14 protein-coding genes are annotated in these 22,184 nt (G+C 51.0%); 12 read left to right on the top strand and 2 right to left on the bottom strand.

Going from position 1 to position 22,184, the window contains the following annotated elements; all coding sequences use genetic code 11:
* Positions 1-6: 6 nt before the first annotated feature.
* Genes FYJ53_RS11925 through FYJ53_RS11890 form a run of 8 tightly spaced genes read left to right on the top strand, consistent with a single transcriptional unit; the run spans position 7 to position 8,751 of the window.
* Positions 7-1,059 carry a galactitol-1-phosphate 5-dehydrogenase gene (locus FYJ53_RS11925; protein WP_148428484.1) on the top strand — a complete coding sequence of 351 codons (1,053 nt, stop codon included), beginning with the start codon at positions 7-9 and terminating at the stop codon, positions 1,057-1,059.
* A gap of 17 nt (positions 1,060-1,076) precedes the next feature.
* Positions 1,077-2,120 (top strand): alcohol dehydrogenase catalytic domain-containing protein, encoded by a 1,044-nt coding sequence (locus tag FYJ53_RS11920; RefSeq protein WP_148428482.1) that lies wholly within the window; start codon positions 1,077-1,079, stop codon positions 2,118-2,120.
* 21 nt (positions 2,121-2,141) lie between these two features.
* On the top strand, positions 2,142-3,329 hold the full coding sequence (locus FYJ53_RS11915) for a hypothetical protein (RefSeq protein WP_148428480.1): 1,188 nt from the start codon (positions 2,142-2,144) through the stop codon (positions 3,327-3,329).
* A gap of 31 nt (positions 3,330-3,360) precedes the next feature.
* On the top strand, positions 3,361-4,011 hold the full coding sequence (deoC, locus tag FYJ53_RS11910) for a deoxyribose-phosphate aldolase (protein WP_148428478.1): 651 nt from the start codon (positions 3,361-3,363) through the stop codon (positions 4,009-4,011).
* Positions 4,012-4,025: 14 nt separating this feature from the next.
* Complete coding sequence (locus tag FYJ53_RS11905) at positions 4,026-5,480, top strand: NAD(P)/FAD-dependent oxidoreductase (RefSeq protein ID WP_154557353.1); 1,455 nt, start codon at positions 4,026-4,028, stop codon at positions 5,478-5,480.
* A 10-nt stretch (positions 5,481-5,490) separates the two neighbouring features.
* Positions 5,491-6,756, top strand: a complete 1,266-nt coding sequence (locus tag FYJ53_RS11900) for an NAD(P)/FAD-dependent oxidoreductase (protein ID WP_148428474.1) — start codon at positions 5,491-5,493, stop codon at positions 6,754-6,756.
* Positions 6,757-6,760: 4 nt separating this feature from the next.
* Positions 6,761-7,135: a DUF1667 domain-containing protein gene (locus FYJ53_RS11895; RefSeq protein WP_013378409.1), complete on the top strand. Its 375-nt coding sequence runs from the start codon at positions 6,761-6,763 to the stop codon at positions 7,133-7,135.
* Between the two features lie 50 nt (positions 7,136-7,185).
* Complete coding sequence (locus FYJ53_RS11890; RefSeq protein WP_013378408.1) at positions 7,186-8,751, top strand: FGGY-family carbohydrate kinase; 1,566 nt, start codon at positions 7,186-7,188, stop codon at positions 8,749-8,751.
* Between the two features lie 52 nt (positions 8,752-8,803).
* Here FYJ53_RS11890 and FYJ53_RS11885 read toward each other — a convergent pair whose 3' ends face one another.
* Positions 8,804-9,667, bottom strand: coding sequence for a MurR/RpiR family transcriptional regulator (locus FYJ53_RS11885; RefSeq protein ID WP_013378407.1), 864 nt, complete (start codon positions 9,665-9,667; stop codon positions 8,804-8,806).
* A gap of 231 nt (positions 9,668-9,898) precedes the next feature.
* Between FYJ53_RS11885 and FYJ53_RS11880 the strand changes: the two genes are divergently transcribed.
* From FYJ53_RS11880 to deoC (FYJ53_RS11870), 3 genes are read left to right on the top strand one after another with little or no spacing between them, the layout of a single operon-like run.
* On the top strand, positions 9,899-10,969 hold the full coding sequence (locus tag FYJ53_RS11880) for a galactitol-1-phosphate 5-dehydrogenase (RefSeq protein ID WP_013378406.1): 1,071 nt from the start codon (positions 9,899-9,901) through the stop codon (positions 10,967-10,969).
* A 51-nt stretch (positions 10,970-11,020) separates the two neighbouring features.
* On the top strand, positions 11,021-12,538 hold the full coding sequence (locus FYJ53_RS11875; RefSeq protein ID WP_013378405.1) for a ribulokinase: 1,518 nt from the start codon (positions 11,021-11,023) through the stop codon (positions 12,536-12,538).
* Positions 12,539-12,551: 13 nt separating this feature from the next.
* Positions 12,552-13,217, top strand: a complete 666-nt coding sequence (deoC, locus tag FYJ53_RS11870) for a deoxyribose-phosphate aldolase (RefSeq protein ID WP_133968967.1) — start codon at positions 12,552-12,554, stop codon at positions 13,215-13,217.
* 50 nt (positions 13,218-13,267) lie between these two features.
* Here deoC (FYJ53_RS11870) and FYJ53_RS11865 read toward each other — a convergent pair whose 3' ends face one another.
* Complete coding sequence (locus tag FYJ53_RS11865; RefSeq protein WP_154557352.1) at positions 13,268-20,692, bottom strand: InlB B-repeat-containing protein; 7,425 nt, start codon at positions 20,690-20,692, stop codon at positions 13,268-13,270.
* Positions 20,693-20,942: 250 nt separating this feature from the next.
* On the opposite strand from FYJ53_RS11865, the gene FYJ53_RS11860 reads away from it, so the two are divergent.
* Entirely contained in the window at positions 20,943-22,163 is a 1,221-nt protein-coding gene (locus tag FYJ53_RS11860) for an RNA polymerase sigma factor (RefSeq protein ID WP_187367923.1), read from the top strand.
* The last annotated feature ends 21 nt before the right edge of the window (positions 22,164-22,184 follow it).

Genomic DNA, 22,184 nt, shown 5'->3' with positions numbered 1-22,184 from the left:
TAAAAAATGAAAGCAGTAAGAATGTATAAGCCTGGAGACTTGAGGGTTGAGGATGTCGAGAAACCAAAAATGATGGACGACGAAGCGATGGTGAAGGTTCGCGCTGTTGGTCTTTGCGGTTCAGATATTCCAAGAGCTCTGGTCTATGGCGCTCACGTTTCACCGATTACCATCGGACATGAATTTTCCGGTGAAATCGAAGCTGTTGGAAAAAATGTGAAAAACTTTAAGCCCGGGGACCGGGTTGTGGTTCCGCCGCTCATTCCATGCGGGAAATGCGAATGGTGCCAGAAGGGAATCTACTCTTTATGTGAGGATTATGATTATTATGGCTCAAGACGCGACGGCGCCCTCGCCGAATATGTATCCGTCAAGGAATCCAACCTTTTAAGGGTTCCGGAGGGCGTATCCTATGAGGACGCCGCAACTCTTGACCCGTGTGCGAACGCCTATCACGGCCTCATGCGCGGCGGCTTTAAAGAAGGCGACAGTGTCTGTGTCTGCGGCACCGGCCCCATCGGCTTATTCGCCGCACAATACGCAAAGCTCTGCGGGGCGTCTCAGGTCATTGCGGTTGACGTATGGGATGAAAAGCTAAATATCGCCAAAAAAGTCGGCGCAGATGTGACGATCAATTCCTTAAACGAAGATCCTGTGGAAGCAGTTAAAAAAGCGACCGATGGAAAAGGCGCAAATCTGGTCATTGATTTCTCCGGCGTGCCGGCCGCCCAGAAGCAGTGTATTCTCATGGCCTCTAAAATGGGACGGGTTGTCTTCCTCGGAATTTCTCATAAAGGCTTAGACTTAAGCGAAAAGGAAGTGGACACCATCATGCGCAGCCAGCTGAGCGTTATCGGTTCATGGAACTCCTTCACGAAGCCTTATCCCGGTGAGGACTGGACGGAATCCTTAAAAATGTTCGGCGAACGCGGAATGACCGCCAGGGATATCATCAGCCACCGCCTGCCGCTGGATGACTGCCCGGGTATCTTTGATAAAATCAAGGAAGGCGGCTTCTTCTACAACAAGGTCATGTTCTACCCCTGGGGACAGGAATAACCGAAAGGAAAAAAGCGATGCAGGCATTTGTACTTAATGAAAACAGAGAGCTCGAGGTTCGGGAGGTTCCCGAGCCTCTGGGAAATGACGATAACATCATCGTCAAGGTAAAATCCGCTTCGATCTGCGGCACAGACATGCGCACTTTCTTAAAGGGAAATGACAAAATTGACGTGCCGCGTGTCCTGGGCCACGAGTGTGCCGGGGATATTGTCCATGCCGGCAAACTTGCCAGGGAGCACGGCTATCAGGCAGGGGACCGTGTCACCATCGCCCCGGCCATCGGCTGCGGCGAGTGCTGGCCCTGCAAAACCGGCCATACCAATATGTGTGACCACCTGACCACCATCGGCTTCCAATATGAGGGCGTTTTCGCACCTTATCTGGAGATTCCGGCCCAGGCCATCAAGATGAACAATGTCATCAAGCTGCCGGACAGCATTGAGTATGATGACGCCACCCTGATCGAGCCAGCAGCCTGCGCCTTAAACGGCCAGCGCTACATGCACATTGAGCCCGGCGATTTCGTGGTCGTTTACGGCAGCGGCATGATCGGCTGTATCCATGCCGAGCTTGCTTTCCAGAAAGGGGCCGCAAAGGTCATTATTGTGGAACCTGTCGAAAAACGGGGAAAAATCGCCATGGAAAAGGTACCGGGTGTGATCTGGGTCAATCCCTTCACACAGGACACGGCGGCAGAGGTTGAAAAAATCACAGAGGGCCGCGGCGCCAATGTGGTCATCACAGCGACCTCTGTTCCTTCTGTCCACACCGAGGCTCAGGTCATCGCCGCAAAGATGGGGCGTATTTCGTTGTTTGGCGGGCTTCCGGGTGAGAGCAGGGGGCACATCGACTCGAACCTCATCCATTATAAGGAGCTTCAGGTCTGCGGTGTGCACGCCACTACGCCGGACTGTATGCGCGAAATTATGCAGCTCATGGCAGAAGGGAAGCTGGATGCCAAAAAGTATATCGAGCGTTCCATTAAGCTGGAAAATATCATGGACGGCTTCACCGCAATCCGGGATGAAAACATCATGAAGGTTGTTGTTCACCCATAAACTAAAAACAGGAGATCATCTATGAACTACCCAAAAATATACCTGGTACTGGATAACTGCTTTGCCATCAAGCGCTGGGTGGAGCCTGAAACCTGGGGGCCGCTCATTAAACAGCTTGGCTTTGACTATGTCGAGGCAAGCTTTGACAACGAGGCGGACTTTTTCTACTCGCCGGACTGGTACCTTGACGCGTGGTTTGACCGGGTAAAGGCAGTGGAGGCCGCGCAGGATATCCATGTCGCCAACTTTTTCACCGGCTATCAGACCTACCGCACTGCCGGACTGGCCCACCCAAACGAAAAAATGGCCCGCCATATGCTGGAGGGCTGGGTAAAGCCAGCCATTGAAAGGCTGGGCGCGCGCGGCTCCGGCATTGGCTTTTCGCTTCACGCTTATCCTGACAGGGTGCTCCAGGACCCGGAGCTCTACAAAAAAGAAACCCGCAAAGTTTCAGAGCTGCTGTCTGAAATCGGCGGCATCGCAAAGGACAACGGCAATATTCCGGTGTGCGTTGAGGCCATGTACGCGCCCCACCAGACTCCCTGGACCATCGAGGGCACAAAGAACTTTCTGAGAGACATCTACAACATCGGCCAGAATCCCGTCTACACCACCATCGACATGGGCCACATGGTTGGACAGGTGCGCTTTCAAAAACCCTCCCGGGACGCTGTCCGTAAAAGCATTGAAGCCGCAATAGAGGGCCGTGTCTTCACAGAGCCCTGGCTGGGCGGCGATACCACCTACGCAATCTGGGAGAAGGCCATCAAGGACAAAGATACCGGCGACGGTATCCTGGACGCCATTGAGGCCGACATGGCGCGCTATCCTCACCTTTTCTCCTTTGATCCGGCAGATTCTGACCCGTATGCCTGGCTTGAGGCGCTGGCCTGCTATTCCCCCATTATGCATATGCAGCAGACCAACGGCGTTACGTCCTCCCACGCGGCCTTCACAGAGGACAACAACGCCGCGGGCATCATCGACGGCGCCCGGCTCCTTGCGGCCATCGCAAAATCCTATGAAAAGGAAGATCCGGCCATGCCGCCAAAGGCTGAGGCCATCTACCTGAGCTTTGAAATTTTTGCATCCAATGCTGAGCATCCAAGAGAAATCAAAAACAAATTAAAAGAGACCTGCGCGTACTGGCGTACGTTTATTCCAAAGGATGGCATGCCGCTCAACGAACTCATTGAGCGGCTGAAATAAAACCGACAAGACTGAATGAAGGAGTAAAAAAATGAACAAACAAGAAATTTTAGGCCACATTGACCACACACTTTTAAAAGCATTCTCAACCTGGGACCAGATTAAAGCACTCTGCGACGACGCGGTGGAATATAAAACCGCTTCTGTCTGCATCCCCCCTTCCTTTGTAAAACAGGCGAAAGAGACCTACGGCGATGCCCTGAATGTCTGCACCGTTATTGGCTTCCCGCTGGGCTATAACACCACTGCCGTCAAGGCTTTTGAAGTGAAAGAAGCCATCCGCGAGGGCGCCTCGGAGGTGGATATGGTCATCAATATCGGCGCTTTAAAGGATAAGGACTACGACTATGTTCAAAATGAAATTGCTGAGCTGAAAAAAGCCGCCGGCGACCACATCTTAAAAGTCATTGTTGAAACCTGCTACCTGACCGAGGAGGAAAAGGTCAAGGTCTGCGAGCTGGTCACAAACGCTGGCGCAGACTATATCAAAACCTCCACTGGCTTTGGAACAGGCGGCGCTACCATTGAGGACATCAATCTCTTTAAAGCGCATATCGGGCCCTCTGTAAAAATGAAAGCCTCCGGGGGCGTGAAAACCGTAGAAGACCTGGAAATGTTTTTAGACGCAGGCTGTGAGCGCATCGGCACCAGCTCAGCCATCGGACTTTTAAAAGAAAGCTAGGCCAGGTGAAAAAAATGTATGATCTTGTGATCATCGGCGCCGGTGTTACCGGCTGCTGTATAGCACGCGAAATATCAAAATACGAAGTAAACGCATGCGTCATCGAAAAAGGGGACGACGTGGCTTCGGGAACCTCAAAGGCCAACACCGGTGTTATCCACACCGGCCTTGAGGCAGACCCGGGCTCCCTGATGGCAAAGTTATGCGTCGAAGGTAATCGATTAATGTGGGAGCTTTCTGAGGAACTGGATTTCCCGGTAAAGAAAAACGGAAAATTCATTGTCTGCACCCATGAGGAAGACCTGCCCAAGCTTAAAGAACAGCTGGACCACGCTGAGAAAAACGGCGTCCCGGGCTGCCGTATCGTCCCAAGAGATGAGGGGCTCAGGCTTGAGCCCAACCTCACCGAGCGGACCGTCGCCGCGCTTTATGCGCCCACCGGCGGCGTGATCTGTCCCTTTAATCTCGCCATCGCCATGGGTGAAAACGCAAACGTCAACGGCGTGGCATTCAAATTTGAAACCGAAGCCTATGACATTATCAAAGCAGACGGCTTCTACACCATCAAGACAAACCGCGGCGATATTCAAACAAAAGCCATCGCCAACGCTGCCGGCGTCTACGCCGATAAATTTCACAACATGGTCAGTGAAAAGAAAATCCACATCACTCCCAGAAAGGGCGAGTATATTTTCTTTGACAAATCACTGGGAACCATTTTCAACGCGACGGTGGTGCCGCTTCCCGGCAAGATGGGTAAAGGCATCGCCGCTTCCCAGACCATCCACGGCAACTTCTTTGTAGGACCGACCGCCACCGACGTGGACGACAAGGAATCCTTCCAGACCACCCAGGAGGTGCTCGACTCGCTGAAGGAAATCGCCGCCTCACCTGATTTTCTGCATAAAAACCCTCTGCCGCTTAATAAAATTATCACCTCCTTTGTGGGCCTGCGCGCACATGAGGACCACCACGAATTCATCGTTGAGGAGGTGGCCGACGCTGAAAACTTCTTTGACGCCGCTGGTATTGAGTCGCCGGGCCTCACAAGCTCACCGGCTATTGGCGTGATGCTCTCCGGCATCATCGCGGAGAAAATGCAGCTTAAAAAGAAAACGAACTTCATCGCCAGACGCAAGGGTGTCCTGAAATTCGACAGCCTGTCCGATGAAGAAAAAATGGCGCTCATCAAGGAAAAACCCGAATACGGCAATATTGTGTGCCGCTGCGAGATGGTCACCGAGGGTGAAATCATGGACGCCATCAACCGTCCCATCGGTGCAAAGTCCATGGATTCTGTCAAGCGCAGAACCCGGGCCGGCATGGGACGCTGCCAGGCGGGCTTCTGTACACCGCGCACCATGGAAATCCTTTCCAGAGAGCTGGGCATTAAAATGACAGACATCACCAAAAAAGGCGGTGCGTCGCAGCTTCTGACCGGCTGCGACAAAGAAATCGGACAGGAATGAGAGGTTGATTATGAAGTCTTATGAAATAGTCATCATCGGCGGGGGGCCGGCAGGACTTGCCGCTGCCATTTCCGCCAAACAGTCGGGCGTCAATGATATTTTGATTGTGGAGAGAGACCGGCGGCTCGGCGGCATTTTAAACCAGTGTATTCACAATGGTTTTGGCCTGCATACTTTTAAGGAGGAACTGACCGGGCCGGAGTACGCCCAGCGCTTCATCGACGAGGTCGCCGACCTGGGTATCGAATACAAGCTGAACACCATGGTGGTGGACATTGAGGGAGACAAGGTCCTCACCATCATGAACAGCACCGACGGCTTGGTTAAGCTTAAGGCAAAGGCCATCGTACTGGCCATGGGCTGCCGGGAACGCCCCCGGGGCGCCCTCAACATTCCCGGCTGCCGGCCCGCGGGCATTTACAGCGCCGGCACTGCCCAGCGTTTTGTCAATATCGAGGGCTTTATGCCCGGCCGCGAAATCGTGATTCTCGGCTCTGGAGATATCGGCCTCATCATGGCCAGGCGCCTGACCCTGGAAGGGGCAAAGGTAAAGGTCGTCGCTGAGATTATGCCGTACTCCGGCGGTCTTAAGCGCAACATTGTCCAATGCCTGGACGACTATGGCATTCCGCTTAAGCTGAGCCACACGGTTGTAGACATCAAGGGACAGGAACGGGTAGAAGGCGTCACCATCGCCCAGGTGGATGAAAACATGAAGCCTGTTCCCGGAACCGAGGAGGAATACAGCTGTGACACGCTCCTGCTGTCTGTTGGCCTCATCCCTGAGAATGAGCTTTCCAGCAAAATGGAGGTCAGCCTTGACCGGAAAACAAACGGCCCAATCGTAAATGAAAGCTTTGAGACCAATGTGGAAGGCGTTTTTGCCTGCGGCAACGTCCTCCATGTCCACGACCTGGTCGACTATGTTTCAGAGGAAGCTGCTGGCGCGGGAAAATGCGCGGCGGAATATGTCATAAAACAGCGAAAACCTGAATCCGGGCCTGTTGTCGAGCTGGTCGCAGGGGAGGGCGTCAGCTACACGGTGCCCAAAACCATTGACCTGAGCCGTATGGACGAAACCCTCAAGGTCCGCTTCCGCGTCAGCGGTGTTTATGAAAACTGCACAGTCTCTGTTTACTTTGACGATAAACGCGTCAAGCACCGCAAAAAGCGGATTGTCACCCCTGGAGAAATGGAACAAATCGAACTCGTCCGACAGGATCTCCAGGCTGAACCGGACTTAAAGCAGATTCTGATTAAAATCGAGGAGGCCTGAGCTTATGGAAAAACAAATCACCTGTATTGGATGCCCCCTCGGCTGTGCCGTCACGGTCACCATGAATCAGGGGGAAATCACCGACATCACCGGACACACCTGCAGCCGCGGCGAAAAGTATGCGCGTAAAGAGGTGACACATCCCACCCGTATCGTCACCTCCATTGTCAAAGTCAATGAAGGGGATATCCAGATGGTATCGGTCAAGACAGAATCCGACATACCAAAGGATAAAATATTTGACTGCATGGAGGCTATTCGTGAAATCGTTGTAACCGCACCTGTGAAGATTGGGGATATTATTGTACCGGATGTCTGCGGCACCGGCGTCAATGTTATTGCCACCAAAAACATCGACAAAAAAGCTTGCTCGTATTAAATACAATTGATAGGGAAAATTTAAATTAATTTAAAATAAGGGGTAAAATCATGAAAGAAAAAAAATATGTAGTAGGGATTGACTTAGGAACAACCAGCGCGAGAACGGTTGTGTTTGACTTTGACGGCAATGAAATCGGTTCAGGCCAGATCATGAATCCGCTGACTTATCCGGCTCCCGGACGCCAGGAGTGTGATGGCGATGAGCTCATCAAGCATTTGTACCGCACCACCCGCCTTGCCATTGACAACAGCGGCGTTGACCCTGAAGAAATCGCGGCCATCAGTACAGACGTGTTCCGCTGCACTGTGGCTCTGCGCGACGAAAACGGCGGCTTTACCATGCCCATCATTATCTGGCAGGATATGCGAAGCGCGGAAATGATCCCCGAGGTTGAGCGCAAGCTTGTGGCCGCAGGCTTATCTGCCGATGAGCTGTACGACCGCTGCGGCATGCCGCTTGGCGGCGTCAACCCGCAGAGCAACCTCCAGTGGATTCTGAAAAACATGCCGGAAGCCTATGAAAAGGCTGCCACCATCCACACCATGATGGGCCTTGTCACCAAGGCTTACGGCGCGGATGATTATTACGATGACATCAACGATACGCCGTGGGTACAGCTCAACGGTCCAGACTTCCAGTATGACCCGCAGATCTGCGCAGCCCTCGGCATTGATATCAATAAAATGGCGCCGCTGCGGCAGCCGGGCACCATCATCGGCAAGGTAACCGCCGAAGTTGCCGCGAGAACCGGCCTGGCAGAGGGCACTCCCATTGTCATGGGTACCGGCGACCAGCAGTCCGGCTGCCTGGGCTGTGGCTGTGTGCGTGAAGGCGTCGGCTATGCCTGCGGCGGCACTGCCGGTATCGTGGCTGGCAAGTCCTTTAACCTGCTGCGCGACCCATCCAGAAGATGCTACGTTTTAGGCACTCCCGACGGCGCATGGGTTATGGAAGGGGTTGCCAACGCCTCTGGCTCTGCCTTCAAATGGTTTAAAGAACAGTTCTGCGACGTTGAACAGCTGGCCGCGGAATCCCTCGACATCAGCGTCTATGACTTCCTGACCTCTGTGGCCACCAAATCGAACCCTGGGGCAAACGGCCTGTTCTTCCTGCCTTACTTTGCCGGTGCGGTCACACCAAACCAAAACCCCAACGCCCGCGGCACCTATATCGGTATGACCGTCGGACACACTAAGGAAGACTTTATCCGCGCCACCATGGAAGGAGTAAACTATGATATCCGTGATATGCTGGACGCCATGGTCTCCGGCGGCGCTCCAGACTTTGACATGGTCCGCCTGACCGGCGGTATCTTCCGCTCAGAACTCTGGTGCCAGATGCAGGCCGATATCTTTAACCGCTCCTGCGAAGTTGTCGCCGTGGAAGAAGCCACAGCCCTCGGCTGCGCCATGGTCGCCGCTGTCGGCGTAGGCATCTACAAGGACTTTGAGGAGGCCGAAAAACACATGGTAAAAATCCGCAGACGCTATGAGCCCAATCCAGAAAATGTCAAACGCTACGAGGACGCCTTCCGTACCTGGCAGCAGATTTACAAATCCCTGTCTACCGGCGCCTTTGACCAGGTGGTAGCATTCCAGGATAAATACCGCTAAACCTCACATAAATGCATTCAAAGAGCAGCCCCCGGCTGCTCTTTTTTATTTCTCAAGTCTTATTCAGAGCCACAGCGATACGGGACTTGTTCATCTCTTCAAAATAAACATCCTCATTCTGCATAAAGGTCGCAATATAAAGAATATCAATGATGGTCAGCTGCACAATACGCGACGCCATGGCCTCAGAATGGTACTTCTTATCATTGGTCGAGCTCAGCAGATAAAGATCCGACATTTTGGCCAGGCTTGAGTTGGCATAGCTGGTCAGGCTGATAATTTTACTTCCGTTTTTCCGGGCAATGGATACCGCATTCAGTACTTCCTGGCTCTCCCCGGTGTGCGAAACCGCTATGAAAAGATCATCCGGTGTCGAATGCGCGCAGATAATATTCATCTGGTGCGGGTCGGGATGGCTGCACACATTGATGCCGATATTGCCGAATTTGTGCAGCGCATCCTGAGAAATGGACGCGGACGCGCCCACGCCAAAAAAGAGAACCCGCTTCGACGCTGCGAGAAACTCAAGAAACTCGGCAATGGTGTCTTCACTCAGGGTCTGCTCCAGGTCATTGATGGCTGTTACATTATGCTTGATGACCTTTTTCTTAATGGTCGCCAGGCCATCTTCCTCACTCAGCTCTTCATTAAGGGTTTCGCCCGGTTTTTCTGTCAATTCCTTTGCCAGGTTAATGCGAAAAACTTGGTAGGAATCGTATTCCAGCTTTTTAAGCAGCCGCATGACCGTTGTCTCGCTGGTGTCGCCCTTCCCGGCCAGTTCTGTAATTGACAGCAAAGTCACCTTCTCCGGTTCACACAGGATATAATCCGCTAAACGCTTCTGTGCCTTTGAAAAGGTATTGTATTTTATTCTGATATCTGATAAAAGAGATTTCAAGGTACCCTTTACCTCCATTCTATATTTATCTTTTTTTATTTTTATAAGATTGATTATACTTTATAATTTTGCTTTTGTAAAACACTTAAAAACGCAAAAAATTAATTAACAGAAAATTTTTTACGCTTTTTGTTGACAACCTCAAAAAATCATGCTAGAATAAGTTCAAAATTTACGGTAAATAATTTACTTTAGTAAATAATAAACCGTAAATAATCCAAGCAGACTTTTCATTTAAGGAGGATTATGATGAAAGCAGTACGTATGTATAAACCTGGAGATTTAAGAGTTGAAGATGTGCCAAAACCAGAGATGATGCCCGATGAAGCCATGGTTAAGGTAAAGGCAGTCGGCCTCTGCGGATCGGATATTCCAAGAGCGCTGGTTTATGGGGCGCATGTTTCTCCAATCACCATCGGCCATGAGTTTTCTGGTGAAATCGAAGCCGTTGGCTCAGAGGTTAAGAATTTCAAGCCGGGTGACCGCGTTGTGGTTCCGCCGCTTATTCCATGCGGTGAATGCGAATGGTGCCAGAAGGGGATTTACTCCTTATGCGAAGATTATGACTACTATGGTTCAAGACGTGACGGCGCGCTGGCCGAATACGTATCTGTTAAGGAATCCAACCTTTTAAAGGTTCCGGACAAGGTGTCCTTTGAAGACGCCGCGACCCTCGACCCCTGCGCAAACGCATACCACGGTCTGATGCGCGGTAACTTTAAAGAGGGCGACAGCGTGTGTGTTGTGGGAACAGGCCCGATCGGTTTATTTGCAGCACAGTATGCCAAATTATACGGCGCTTCCAAGGTGATCGCAGTGGACGTCTGGGATGAAAAACTGGAAATCGCTAAAAAGGTTGGCGCAGACGTGGTGATCAACTCAACCAAGGAGGACGCTGTCGAAGCGGTTCACCAGGCAACGGATGGTAAAGGGGCAAACATCGTCATTGACTTTTCCGGCGCTCCGATCGCGCAGAAACAGTGTATCTTAATGGCCAGCAAAATGGGCCGCGTCGTTTTCCTGGGCATTTCTCACAAGGGTCTGGATTTAAGCGAAAAAGAAGTGGATACCATCATGAGAAGCCAGCTGAGCGTTGTCGGTTCATGGAACTCCTTCACCAAACCATATCCTGGTGAAGACTGGACAGAATCCTTAAAAGGCTTTGATGAAAAGGGCATGACCGCCAAGGATATCATCAGCCACCGCCTGCCGCTGGACGATGCGCCCGCTGTACTCGGTGAAATTGCCAAGGGCGGCTACTTCTACAATAAGGTTATGTTCTATCCAGATGGTTATGACGGGGATTTTGATACGGTTTAATACAATTTGTTTTTAAAATAAATCTATAGGGAATTTAAGAGGAGAATCATTATGTACGAAGCTCAATATTTTATGGGAGTTGACACCGGAACACAGAGTGTGCGTGTCGTTGTTGCAGATATCAGCGGGAATATCGTCGCCAGTGACGAGCAGGTTTATGAAACCTATTATCCGCAGCCAGGCTGGGCGGAACAAAAGCCCGCGGACTGGTGGAGCTGTTTTAACAAAGCGGTTGAAAATGTTACAAAAAACTTATCAATGGGGATCCGCTACAGCATTAAGTCCATCAGTGTCTGCTCAACCTCATCCACGGTTTTAGCTGTCGACGAGCAGGGGAATCCGATGATGGATGCCATCATGTGGATGGATACCCGCGCGGTTAAGGAAATGGAAAAAATCAACGCCACTGCTGATCCGGTTCTGGAATACTGCGGCGGGGAAGATTCCGTTGAATGGATGATCCCAAAAACACTCTGGATCAAAAACAACAAACCAGAAATTTACAAAGACAGCTACAAAATCATCGAGCAGCTGGACTGGATGAATTATCAGCTGTGCGGCACCTTTGCCACCTCCATCTGCCAGGCAGCCTGTAAATGGAACTATGTATCCTGCGAAGGCGGCTGGAACAGTGCGTTCTTCAAAAAGATCGGCCTGGACGATTACGAGGAAAAGCTCGTCACCGATGTCAGACGTCTCGGCGAAGAGCTTGGGAGAATTGATCCCGCTTTCGCTGAAAAATATGACTTGAACCCAGATATGATGGTGGTGCAGGGGGGCATCGACGCCCACATCGGCATGCTTGGCCTTGGCGTTGCAAGACCGGGTAAAATGGCCATGATCATGGGCACCAGCTTTGTGCAGCTCGCATTTGCCAACGCCGATGAAAAGCTGAAGCTTGACGGCATCTGGGGCCCTTACAACGAACCCGTTGTGCCAAACGCGTGGCTTCTGGAAGGCGGCCAGATTTCTGCCGGCTCCATTGTCAAATGGTTCATGCGCGAATTTGACCTGAACAAAATGGAAAACCCCTATGCTTACATGAATGAACAGGTCGAAAAAATCGCACCCGGTTCTGACGGCTTAGTGGCTCTGGATTTCTTCCAGGGTAACCGCACACCGTACAAAGATCCAAACGCAAAGGGCGTCATCTACGGCCTTACCTTAAGCCACACCAAAGCACACATTTACCGCGCTTTACTGGAATCCGTTGCCCTGGGCACAAAAAACATCATCGACAACTTTGAAAAGCAGGGCTGCCCGGTCGATATGGTCGTTGGCTGCGGCGGCGTCACCAAGGACGCCACCTGGATGCAGATCATCGCAGACGCCACCGGCAAACCCATCATTGTTACCGTTGACCCGAGTGCCGGCGCACTGGGCTGTACCATCGTCGCCGCTGTCGGCGCAAAGGCCTACCCAGACTTCGAGCAGGCCACCAAGGGAATGGTTAAGGAAGCCTACACGGTTACCCCGAACCCGGATGTATACGACGATTACCAGAAGGTATTTGATACCTATGTTGAATTATATGAAGAATTAAAAGGCACCATGTCTAAAGAAAGATAGAGGAACTGACAAAATGAACAATCAGGAAATTTTAAGCCACATTGACCATACCTTATTAAAACCCTTTTCTACCTGGGAGCAGATCGCAGAAATCTGCAATGACGCCATTGAAAACAAGACCGCGTCTGTCTGTATCCCCCCATCCTTTGTAAAACCAGTTAAAGAAGCCTACGGTGATAAGCTGACCATCTGCACGGTTATCGGCTTCCCTCTTGGCTACAATACCACTGCCACCAAGGTTTTTGAAGCAAAAGAAGCCGTAAAGGAAGGCGCGGCCGAGATCGATATGGTTATCAACATCGGCGCTTTAAAGGACGGCAAATACGATTTTGTCCAGAATGAAATCGCAGAGATCAAAAAAGCAGTGGGGGATAATATCCTGAAAGTGATCGTTGAAACCTGCTTCCTGACCGAGGAAGAAAAGATCAAGATCTGCGAGCTCGTCACCGCCGCTGGCGCAGATTTTATCAAAACCTCTACCGGCTTCGGCACCGCTGGCGCCACTAGAGAAGATATCCGCCTGTTTAAAGAACACATTGGTCCAAACGTGAAAATGAAAGCCGCAGGCGGCGTAAAAACCAAAGAAGATTTAGTTGACTTCCTGGAACTCGGCTGTGAACGTATCGGTACCAGCTCTGCTGTCTCCATGCTCAAGGGCGGGGAAGCACAAGGGTATTAAAAAACAAACCCAACCTGCAGATAATTCCTGCAGGTTGGGTTTTCTTTTATTTAGAACATTTTATGGCTCCGCTTTTTGATAAAGGCTGCTGCCACATCCAGCAAAATCAACAGTCCAAAAATAACGGACCATGGATCAAACAGCCTGAAGCTCAGGCTCAGGGGCTGCGTGAGGAAGAAAAGCGTCAATAATGCGAGGGATACCAAGGTGGTAGTCCAGCGGATTACCTTATTCTTCTTTAAAGATGTCATCATCAGGAGCATTGCTCCCATAACGGCCAGCAAATTAAAGACGGATATCTCTCTGCTGCCCAGAACCGCCGCATTGCTGCTGCTTTTCCCGACAATATGGCTGAGCAGGCTTTCACCTTCGCCGCTGATCCAGCGCTCCACAGTGCTTCTCTGCGTTTTTCTTCCAGGCTTTCCACTTATTCCAGAAGCAGAGGCAGCACTCTGACCACCATCCCTTATGCCAGTATTTGGCGCAATACTGCTGGCTTTAGCCGTGCGCGGCAGGATTTTATCAGCTTCCTTCTGGATCTTATCCAGTACGCTGCCTTCTGCATTCGTGTCTGGTATCTCTAAATCTGGCGGATCAATTGAAGGTCCTGATGTATCAGGATTTTCTGGTTTACCAGGCTCCGCCGGGTTGTCAGGCTCAGGCGGCAGTGCCGTATCCTTTGCGAACTCGACCTGTACCGTCTGTGTCTGTGTAATGTTCGTGAGTGTGACACTGTTTTTATCCAGTAAATCTTTGCGCTCAGCATTGTTGACAAACACCCTGGCCGTATGCCAGCCCTCAGCCGGTTTCCAGCTGACGGAATAATCTCCATGCTCTGGAACGCTGCTGTTTCCTGCGCTGATGCTTCCATTACCGGCAATAATTCCTGTGATGACTGGCCATGCTTTTGATGGTGTTTCGTCTGTATCTTTTTTGAAAACAACCTCAACCTGATGGTCGGTGTCAATCTTTTCAAACCTGACACTGCCTTTATTTTCCAGATTTTCAATCGGAATATTGTCAACCTTCACGCTTTCCACATGCCATCCGCTGTCTGCTTCCCAGCACACCTCATAGGATGCACCCGTTTCGACTGTCTTTGTGCCGTTAACCTGTCCCTGTCCATTTTTAGAAACCGTTATGCGGTGCTGGACTCCCGGAGCTGGCGGTATGGGCTGGCAGACTACCTGTACACGATGGTCTGCGGTAATATTTTCAAAGGTAACACTTCCGGCAGACTTCAAGTCATCCCGAACAACATTATCAATAATCACGGTCGTGACATAGGCATTGCTGCCTGGTTTCCAGCTGATAGTAACTGTTTCATTTTCGTCTGCAATCCGGCTGCTGTCAATGGTGCTGCCAATACCGCCGACAATTTCGGTGGAGATGGTATAGGTTTTGGCCGGTTCATCAGGCGCTTCTGGTTCATCAGGAGAGCCAGCCTTTCCAAATTCAACAGCGATAAAATGATTCTGGGCGACATTTTCAAAGACAACATGGTCCGTGGTTAACAGGTCGTCCCTTTTGACACCGTCAATATGGATTGCCTTCACCGTATAATCATTGCTGTCCGGCGCCCATGTTACCGTAGTGGTATCTCCCTTTGCCACCACCGATGAAGCACTGATGCTGCCGCCGGTCGTACACTCTGTTGTGATCTTAAAGGTATCGGCATCCGGTGCCGGATTAGTGTCTGGTTTTCCCAGAACAACCTCGATGCTGTGGTCGGTGTTCACCTGGCTGAAGGCATAGCTTCTCAAATCTTTTACCGCGCCACTGAGGGGCTGGCCGTCTACCTTTACAGCTTTGACCTCATAGGCAGTATCGGACCAGCTCCAGCCAATGCTCACATCACTTCCTTCTTCAATATTTCCAGCCAGCGATGGTGTAATGGACGCGCCGGGAGCGCCGGAAATACTGGTGCTGACGCTGTATTTGGGCGCAGTCTCCGGAGCTGCCTTTTCCACTGGCCTGAGCTGGACAGTTACCTGATAGGGATCTGCAATATCGCTTAAAATCAAATGGTTATCCGCATAGCTTACAGGAATCGGGACACCGCTGGCAGTTACCGAAACGCCTGCCGTCGCATAGCCCTCGTCGGGAGTCCATGAGACCTCCATGCTGCCGCCCTTTTCAACAGAGCTTCCGGCAGTGATGGTACCAGTACCACCCTCCATTCCGGTCGCTACCGGGAATAATTCTGTGGCCGCGCTGCCATCCAGCCGTTCTGTTGTCACCTTTATACGATGATTATCCACAATTTTATTGTTGCTGTCTGATGGTACATCAATGACAACGGTACTGTTGTCACCCGCAGGCTGTGGCTCATCCTCAGACATTGGCATTAAGGCTGCGGACTGCGGGGAAGACACTGTCTGCTCTTCACCGTCGTCAATTTGATAGCTCTTGATATACCAGCCGTCCGAAGCCTTCGCGGCTACCGTATAGGCTTCATCATTATAAAAAACGGTTTTTGTCGGGTCGATGGATCCCTGGCCCTCTACCATTGTTGCGATTTTTAACAGGTTCGGCTTCAGGACAACCTCTACCTTTGTTTCAGCTTCTGCCTTAACCTCAATATGTCCTGTGGTCACCGCTTCCGCTGCCACCTCCTGCCGCTCTCCGTTGACTAGGATATGATCAACCAGATACCGCTTGTCTTCCGGGGCATTCCACTCTACTTTGTAGGATTCGTCCTTATTGACAACGGCAGAGCTGCTGATCTCACCCGGGCCTCCCACAAGGGTGGTCTCCACAGGTACTTTAACCGTGGATAGCGCCTCGCCATTTTTCTCAAAAACTGCTTTAACCGTATGATCCTCCCGGATATCATTAAAGGTTACTTTTTTCGCTGCCATGATCTCCGCGTCTGCGGGCTGCCCGTCAATGGTAATGGATTTTACGGCATAACCCGCGTCCTCCGACCATGCGATCTCCCGGGACGCGCCTTCCTTTACCACACCGGTTTCTGTAATGACGCCGCCTTCATTCCGGACAGTGTTCACGGTATAATAGCCCGGCAGGGCAGAAGGACTGCTGTCTGGCAGCTTTTCTTCAAAATGAACTTCTACCCTGTGGTCTGCGTTCATATCACTGAAGGTAAAGCTTCCGCCATCCTGAAGAGGCCGCGCGGATCCATCCACAACAATCCCTGTGACCCGGTACAAATCACCCGCGTTCCATGTCACCGTATGGTTTTCACCTGCTGCGATGGTCTGGGTTTCTGTGAGGGTGGTGGTGGCGTCGCCGCCGATTTTCACAGTCTGCACCGTATAATAATGCGCTTCCCCGGACGGCGTATCCGCGTCCTTTTCAAAAATGACATAAATCGTGCGGTTTCTGTCCGCCCTTGGCTGTGTGTAGCTGCCGCTGTGTCCATCGCCCAGCAGCTCGTCATGCACGCCGTTGTCGATCATGACCTGGGCGACGTGATAGCCTTCGTCTGCTTTCCAGCTCACAGAATAGCTGCTGCCCTCATCGACGGTTTTAGAAGAATCAATGGTTCCATGGCCCACCTTGGCGGTCAGAATGTCATAAACCTTTTTCCATTGCGCCTTAACGGTCATGGCGTCGCCTGAAACCTGCCCCTCATTCTTGATGGTTTCAGCCGTGATGCTTTCTGTGCCGGATTTCCAGCCGTCAAAACGCCATTGCTGGCCCTGGCTGTCCATCCAGTTCTGAGGCGTTTCTGGCAGTTTATCGCCGATAGCCTGCCCATAAACCATATTTACCCTGGCTGCCTCTGTGCCCTGAGGGCCGTAGTCAAAGGTGACCACATAGCCTGTGTTCTGCCAGACCGCGTAGAGGGTCGTGGGGTTGTCCGCTTTAAAATCCTTTCCAAGCTTATCCTCAGAAATCAGCTCAGCAGCCGAAAAATCCTTGTCTGTCGCAGCAAAATCTGCGTGTGGCTTGGCCGACCAGCCCAGAAATTTATAGCCCGCCCTTGCGTTTGCCTGTGCGGTCATATCCGGCAGGGTAAAGGTGTTGTCGGCTAAGACATTGGCCTTTTCGCCATATTGCTTCAGCTGGTCTGCTGTCTCTGGGGTATCACCGCCCTGCTTCTGGCTGCTGTCCAGAAAGGTTATCTGAGCGTCTTTGAATACACTGTAGATTTCCAGCTGTGTGTTTTTCCCAGCTGCTGCGTTCTCCGCGTCCCTGGCAAAGGCCTCTTTTCCAAAGAGATCTTTTGTGATTTTGCTGTCCTTGGTAAAGGAGATGTCCTTTTCCTCAGAGGGGTCTTGCTCCTCCTCTGTTTCTGCTGCCGGTGCCACAGCCTTTGACGGGTCCTCCACGCTCCAGCCTGTAAACAGGCGGGATTTTGGCTTGCCTTCATCATCGACTGCTGTGGTATCCACAAAATTTTCGGCTATCGGCACGCCGTTAAAAGAAGGAAAATCACCTTCCTGGACCGAGCCATTATAGACGATATCCTCAACGGTTTTGCCATCGCCGGGTTTTGCCGGCTCAGCAGCAGACGGATCAAAATCGAAATGGACATCGTAGGCGTTATTTTCCCAGACCGCGTATACCTTTGTATCCGCAGACACAGTGGATTTACCCGGAATAAAGGCATTGGCGGGCTCGGTATAGTCCGGGCTTTCGGGGTTGGCTGCAGTAAATGCCTGCAGCTCCTGTTTGAAATCGGCCAGACGGATATCGCCGTCTGTCATTTCCTCATCCCTGGTGCTGTCTGCCACCACCTGCCTGTTTTTTGACCAGCCCGCGAATGTGTATCCTATACGGGATGGGGCGTCAATGGTGGTCTCCACACCGTCATCGCCGGTTACTTTTTTATGCAGCGCTGTTGTTCTGTCACCAACCTTGAGTGCCCGTTCGCCATCGTTGTCGCCGTAGATGTCAAACACGGCTTTATCCGCAGCCGTATCTTGGTCAGCCTCCTCAAACCCCTCAGGATTTGCATATTCGGCCGCATCCGGGTCTCCTGCTTTTACATTGTTGTAGTAGGTGACCGTGAGCGGGTCTGTGACGGTGAGGGTTTTGCTGTCCTCGTAGGTGGTGACCGCGCCCGCGTCGCCCGCTACGGGGATTTCCCATTTATACTTGATGCGATAGGTTCCCCGGTCATCAGAGGCTACCGTTTCTGATGCATCCTCGCTGCCATTTGTAAAATCTTTTTCTCCGCGGAATTTAGCGTCCAGGTTATTTTGAGACAAATCTGGAATCAGCGTCTCAATTTCCTTACTGGGGTCGTCCGGATCCTTTGTCACCTTATATATCGTCGTAGTTATTTTTCCACGGTCAGCGTTCGCGCTGTCGACAGCGATATTTGTATAGCCCGTATCCGTAATATCCGGATTATACCGGATGGCTGACAGACTGGAACCGCCTGGATTTTTCATAATATTATCCAGCTCCTCTGCGCTGGTCTTGACAAAGGCAATGGTATTCCGATGGTTATATTTCTGGTCAACATCTGTGACAAGGCCGCCGTCATTTTTCTGCAGCCCCACATAGATGCGGGAATCCTTAGAGCCCGGCGCCAGAGGATGGTCACTCTCGCCAAGGGACATGGTAGTGGTAGGAATAATACGCATGGCCCGTTTACCGACAACGGTATTTTCACCTTCTGTCATGGCGACCTCCACATTCGCCCAGCCGACACCTGGATACATCCGGGTGATATGGTCATCCTGAACCACTGTTCCGTCTTCTTTAACAGTGCGTCCAATGGTCAGTACCGGCGGATTGACCATCTCCTTTTCCGGGTTTCCATCTGCGTCCAGTACTGGTTCGCCTTTGTCGTCCTTTTTTGTCTGTTCAATCTGGAGTGGGCTGGCGTCGCTGCCAGCTGTCCATTTAACATTGTATTTGCCGGTGTCAACCACCGTGTTATTGCTGAAGGTCGGCGGCTTTAAAATATTGCGAACCGTGTCGTAGCCCTTGATGGCCCCAGTGTTTTTATCCTTCTCAACGTTAAAGATTGCGCTGGATGCCGAGGCCGCTGAGTAAGCCCTGGCAGTCAGCCGTTCATAATCGGAGGAAAAGTCTGTATCCGCCGGGTTTGCCAGCGTATTTAACTGCGGGTATAAGCCGCTTTCAATGGTATAGGCATCCATGGGCTGCCTCTGGAGCTCCTCAGTGGTGAGGCCTGTGATCCCCGTCTGCTTATCGGTGGCACCTCCCTTGGCGTACTCACCCATGGCAGTGGTCTGTTTGTCGTAATAGCAGTTTGAATAAGTGGCTGTGCTTGCGCTTGAGCCCACAAAACCGCCGACAGACGCCGCCGCGGTTCCCGGCACTGTGGTTAAGCCGCCGACTTCACCTGCCGCGTAGCAATTTTTAAAACTCGGACTTGATGCGGCATACCCAACGAAACCACCCATGCTGGTTCCGCTGTTTAACATGCCCACCATTGTTGTAGAGTAACAATTATTAAACTCAGCTGCTACATTTGTGTGTCCTACAAAACCTCCGATGCTGCTTGTTCCTTCTACACTGCCCGCGGTCCAGCAATTATTGAAAACTGTTTTTTTTCCTTCTGGGTATCCTACAAAACCACCTGTATATGCTGTACCATAGACTACGTTATTCGTGAAGCAGTTATTCATCGTATATCCGCCGCTGCATGAGACAAATCCGCCAGAATGCCCGCCGCCTGTAGTGATAAGCGCACCGTCAATGGCGTAACAATTATTAAATTCACCTCCGGAAATCGGGCCTAATAGACCACCACTACACTGAGATGCAGTAACATATACTTTTTTTGCATAGCAATTGGTAACCCTTATGCCATTTGTTGTTTCAGCTGATTTTCCGATTAAACCAGCTGCGCCATAAAAAGCGGTTTTTGAAAGTGAGTTTTCTACTCCAATATTTTCCATTATCAATCCATTACCGGCGTATCCGATAATCGCAACTCCCTGTACTCCAGAACTGGAAGTTGTCCTTATCTTAGCACTGTCAAAATAGAAGTTTTTAATGTTCACATCACCGCTTGTTGACGCAATAAAACCCGTATGTCCACTGGCAGTCTCCACATTTAAATTGTAGATGGTCGGGTATTCCCTGCCACCATAATAGCCGCAGTTTTCATCCCGCTGGCCTTCAATGCTGATGGCTCCAGTCAGCGTTACCGGTTCCCATTTTGGCGGCACAGCATCTTCACGCCCGCCCATGTCCATGTCTGCTGCAATGACAATTTTCGCAATGCTGTTTGTGCTGTACTGCGTCATTGCCCAGCGCAGCGCCTCCGGTGTTGTTACCGTACATACATTTCCAGTAATATCCGCACCTGCCGGCTTTGTTGTGACACTATTTATACCATCCCACACGGGTATCCCGTCTTCTGCAGAAAAGGTTTTAAACTTAATTTCTGCCTCATAGGCATCCCTTATATCTTCATTTTTCGCTTCCGCCGTTTCCGGCATCGCCACAGCCATCAAGCCCAGGAGCAGGACGATAATCATCATCATACATCCCAGACACCTTATTCCTTTTTTCGCGCCACTCATTTTACTCTCCTCACTTCTTACCTTTTTTATTGTTCAGGGGAAGCTTCATATTCCTTATTTATATCTGTTTTGTTCTTTTCTGTCATTTTAAACTTTTTTTTACCGGATTCCAAGAATCCCTGATAAAGCGTTCCCTGATTTTTTAGACCATCTTTTTTGGAAAAAGGGTTCATTTTTTATGCCTGTGCTTAAAAAATTTTCTGTTCTTGACAGAATGCTGGGATTAGCCTATCCTATAATCATGAATAAAATGAGCCCAAAACTTAAGAAAAAAATTGAATCCTTGCTTGTGGCCTATGGAAAAGGGGACTGGTCGGCCTTTGAGGAGGTATACCGGCTTGCCTACAATTTTCAATTTCTTCAGGCCTGTCAATTTCTCGGCGACGCCTGCATGGCGGAGGACGTTGTTCAGGAGACCTTTCTGCGCCTTTATAAAAACCCTGGGAAAATCGCCAATATCCGCTATCCATACGCTTATCTGAAACAGATTACCTATAATCTCTGTATCGATAAAATCTCCGCACCTGTCAACACAAATGAGTGCCGGGCGGATGAAGAGCTTCTGTGTTTTATCGAGGATGAACGGCCAGACGCTTCTCCAGAATCCCATGCCATTCTCACAGCTGCCAGCGATGAGCTGAACGCCGCGCTCCAGACGCTGCCGCCGGACGAGCGGACCATTTTTATCCTGCGCTTTGTGGACGAGCTGAAAATAAACGAAATCGTCCTTGCCACCGGGCTGTCAAAAAGTACGGTTAAACGCAAAATCCAAACGGCCAGGGAGCACATGAAAAATATTCTTCATCCCAGGTGGATGCCTGGTTTTCTGCTCACTGGAACGCTGGCTTCCCTCGTCCAGAACGGATTTACTGACTTTGCCATGGACACGGCAAGGGCAGACCGTATCCTTTACGCGCTGATGGAACATGGTTCTGAGCTGGCAGGGCAGGGGAGCGCTGCCGGCATCTCCGCACACGCGGTATCCTCCATATCGGCCAACTCCAGGCTTTCTGCTTTTTTCTCATCCTTAAGCTCCTCGACCCTTGTCACTGCAACCTGTACGGTAGTGGTGACCGGAGCAGTGCTGATTGCGCCATCGGCCATTCATCAGAGCATTGTAACAGCAGATGATACAGCAGAAGCCCATGAACCGGAACCTTATACCCTTGCTGAAGAAAGTCCGGAAGCGGCAAGTGCCCCCGCCGACACACAAATACCAGAACTGGTTTCCTATGAGTGCATCGACGGGACCATTGTTCTGACTTTAAAGGATGATCTCTCCGGAGTCGATTACGCTGCCATAACGGCCTCTTCGGATAACGGGCCTGTCCCTCCTGTTAACATCAGCGAAGCTGAAAACCAGGTGATTTTTGAAATCTCAAACGCGCCTTTAACAGTCAATATCTGCGATAAAGCAGGGAACAGCGGAAGCATGGTTATTGAACCCGACCCAGCCCCTGAGCGGCCATAACCATCGCTGCCAAAGCATAAC

The organism is Eubacterium sp. BL-380-WT-2B (genome assembly GCF_009696115.1).
GTDB lineage: Bacteria > Bacillota > Clostridia > Eubacteriales > Eubacteriaceae > Eubacterium > Eubacterium callanderi.
The sequence above is the reverse complement of the archived record's forward strand: the minus strand, read 5'-3'. Positions and strand labels throughout refer to the sequence as shown.

Excerpts from the sequence above, each read along its gene's own strand:
- FYJ53_RS11925 (WP_148428484.1), top strand. The coding sequence starts at position 7 with ATGAAAGCAGTAAGAATGTATAAGCCTGGAGACTTGAGGGTTGAGGAT.
- FYJ53_RS11920 (WP_148428482.1), top strand. The coding sequence starts at position 1,077 with ATGCAGGCATTTGTACTTAATGAAAACAGAGAGCTCGAGGTTCGGGAG.
- FYJ53_RS11915 (WP_148428480.1), top strand. The coding sequence starts at position 2,142 with ATGAACTACCCAAAAATATACCTGGTACTGGATAACTGCTTTGCCATC.
- deoC (WP_148428478.1), top strand. The coding sequence starts at position 3,361 with ATGAACAAACAAGAAATTTTAGGCCACATTGACCACACACTTTTAAAA.
- FYJ53_RS11905 (WP_154557353.1), top strand. The coding sequence starts at position 4,026 with ATGTATGATCTTGTGATCATCGGCGCCGGTGTTACCGGCTGCTGTATA.
- FYJ53_RS11900 (WP_148428474.1), top strand. The coding sequence starts at position 5,491 with ATGAAGTCTTATGAAATAGTCATCATCGGCGGGGGGCCGGCAGGACTT.
- FYJ53_RS11895 (WP_013378409.1), top strand. The coding sequence starts at position 6,761 with ATGGAAAAACAAATCACCTGTATTGGATGCCCCCTCGGCTGTGCCGTC.
- FYJ53_RS11890 (WP_013378408.1), top strand. The coding sequence starts at position 7,186 with ATGAAAGAAAAAAAATATGTAGTAGGGATTGACTTAGGAACAACCAGC.
- FYJ53_RS11885 (WP_013378407.1), bottom strand. The coding sequence starts at position 9,667 with ATGGAGGTAAAGGGTACCTTGAAATCTCTTTTATCAGATATCAGAATA.
- FYJ53_RS11880 (WP_013378406.1), top strand. The coding sequence starts at position 9,899 with ATGAAAGCAGTACGTATGTATAAACCTGGAGATTTAAGAGTTGAAGAT.
- FYJ53_RS11875 (WP_013378405.1), top strand. The coding sequence starts at position 11,021 with ATGTACGAAGCTCAATATTTTATGGGAGTTGACACCGGAACACAGAGT.
- deoC (WP_133968967.1), top strand. The coding sequence starts at position 12,552 with ATGAACAATCAGGAAATTTTAAGCCACATTGACCATACCTTATTAAAA.
- FYJ53_RS11865 (WP_154557352.1), bottom strand. The coding sequence starts at position 20,692 with ATGAGTGGCGCGAAAAAAGGAATAAGGTGTCTGGGATGTATGATGATG.
- FYJ53_RS11860 (WP_187367923.1), top strand. The coding sequence starts at position 20,943 with ATGAGCCCAAAACTTAAGAAAAAAATTGAATCCTTGCTTGTGGCCTAT.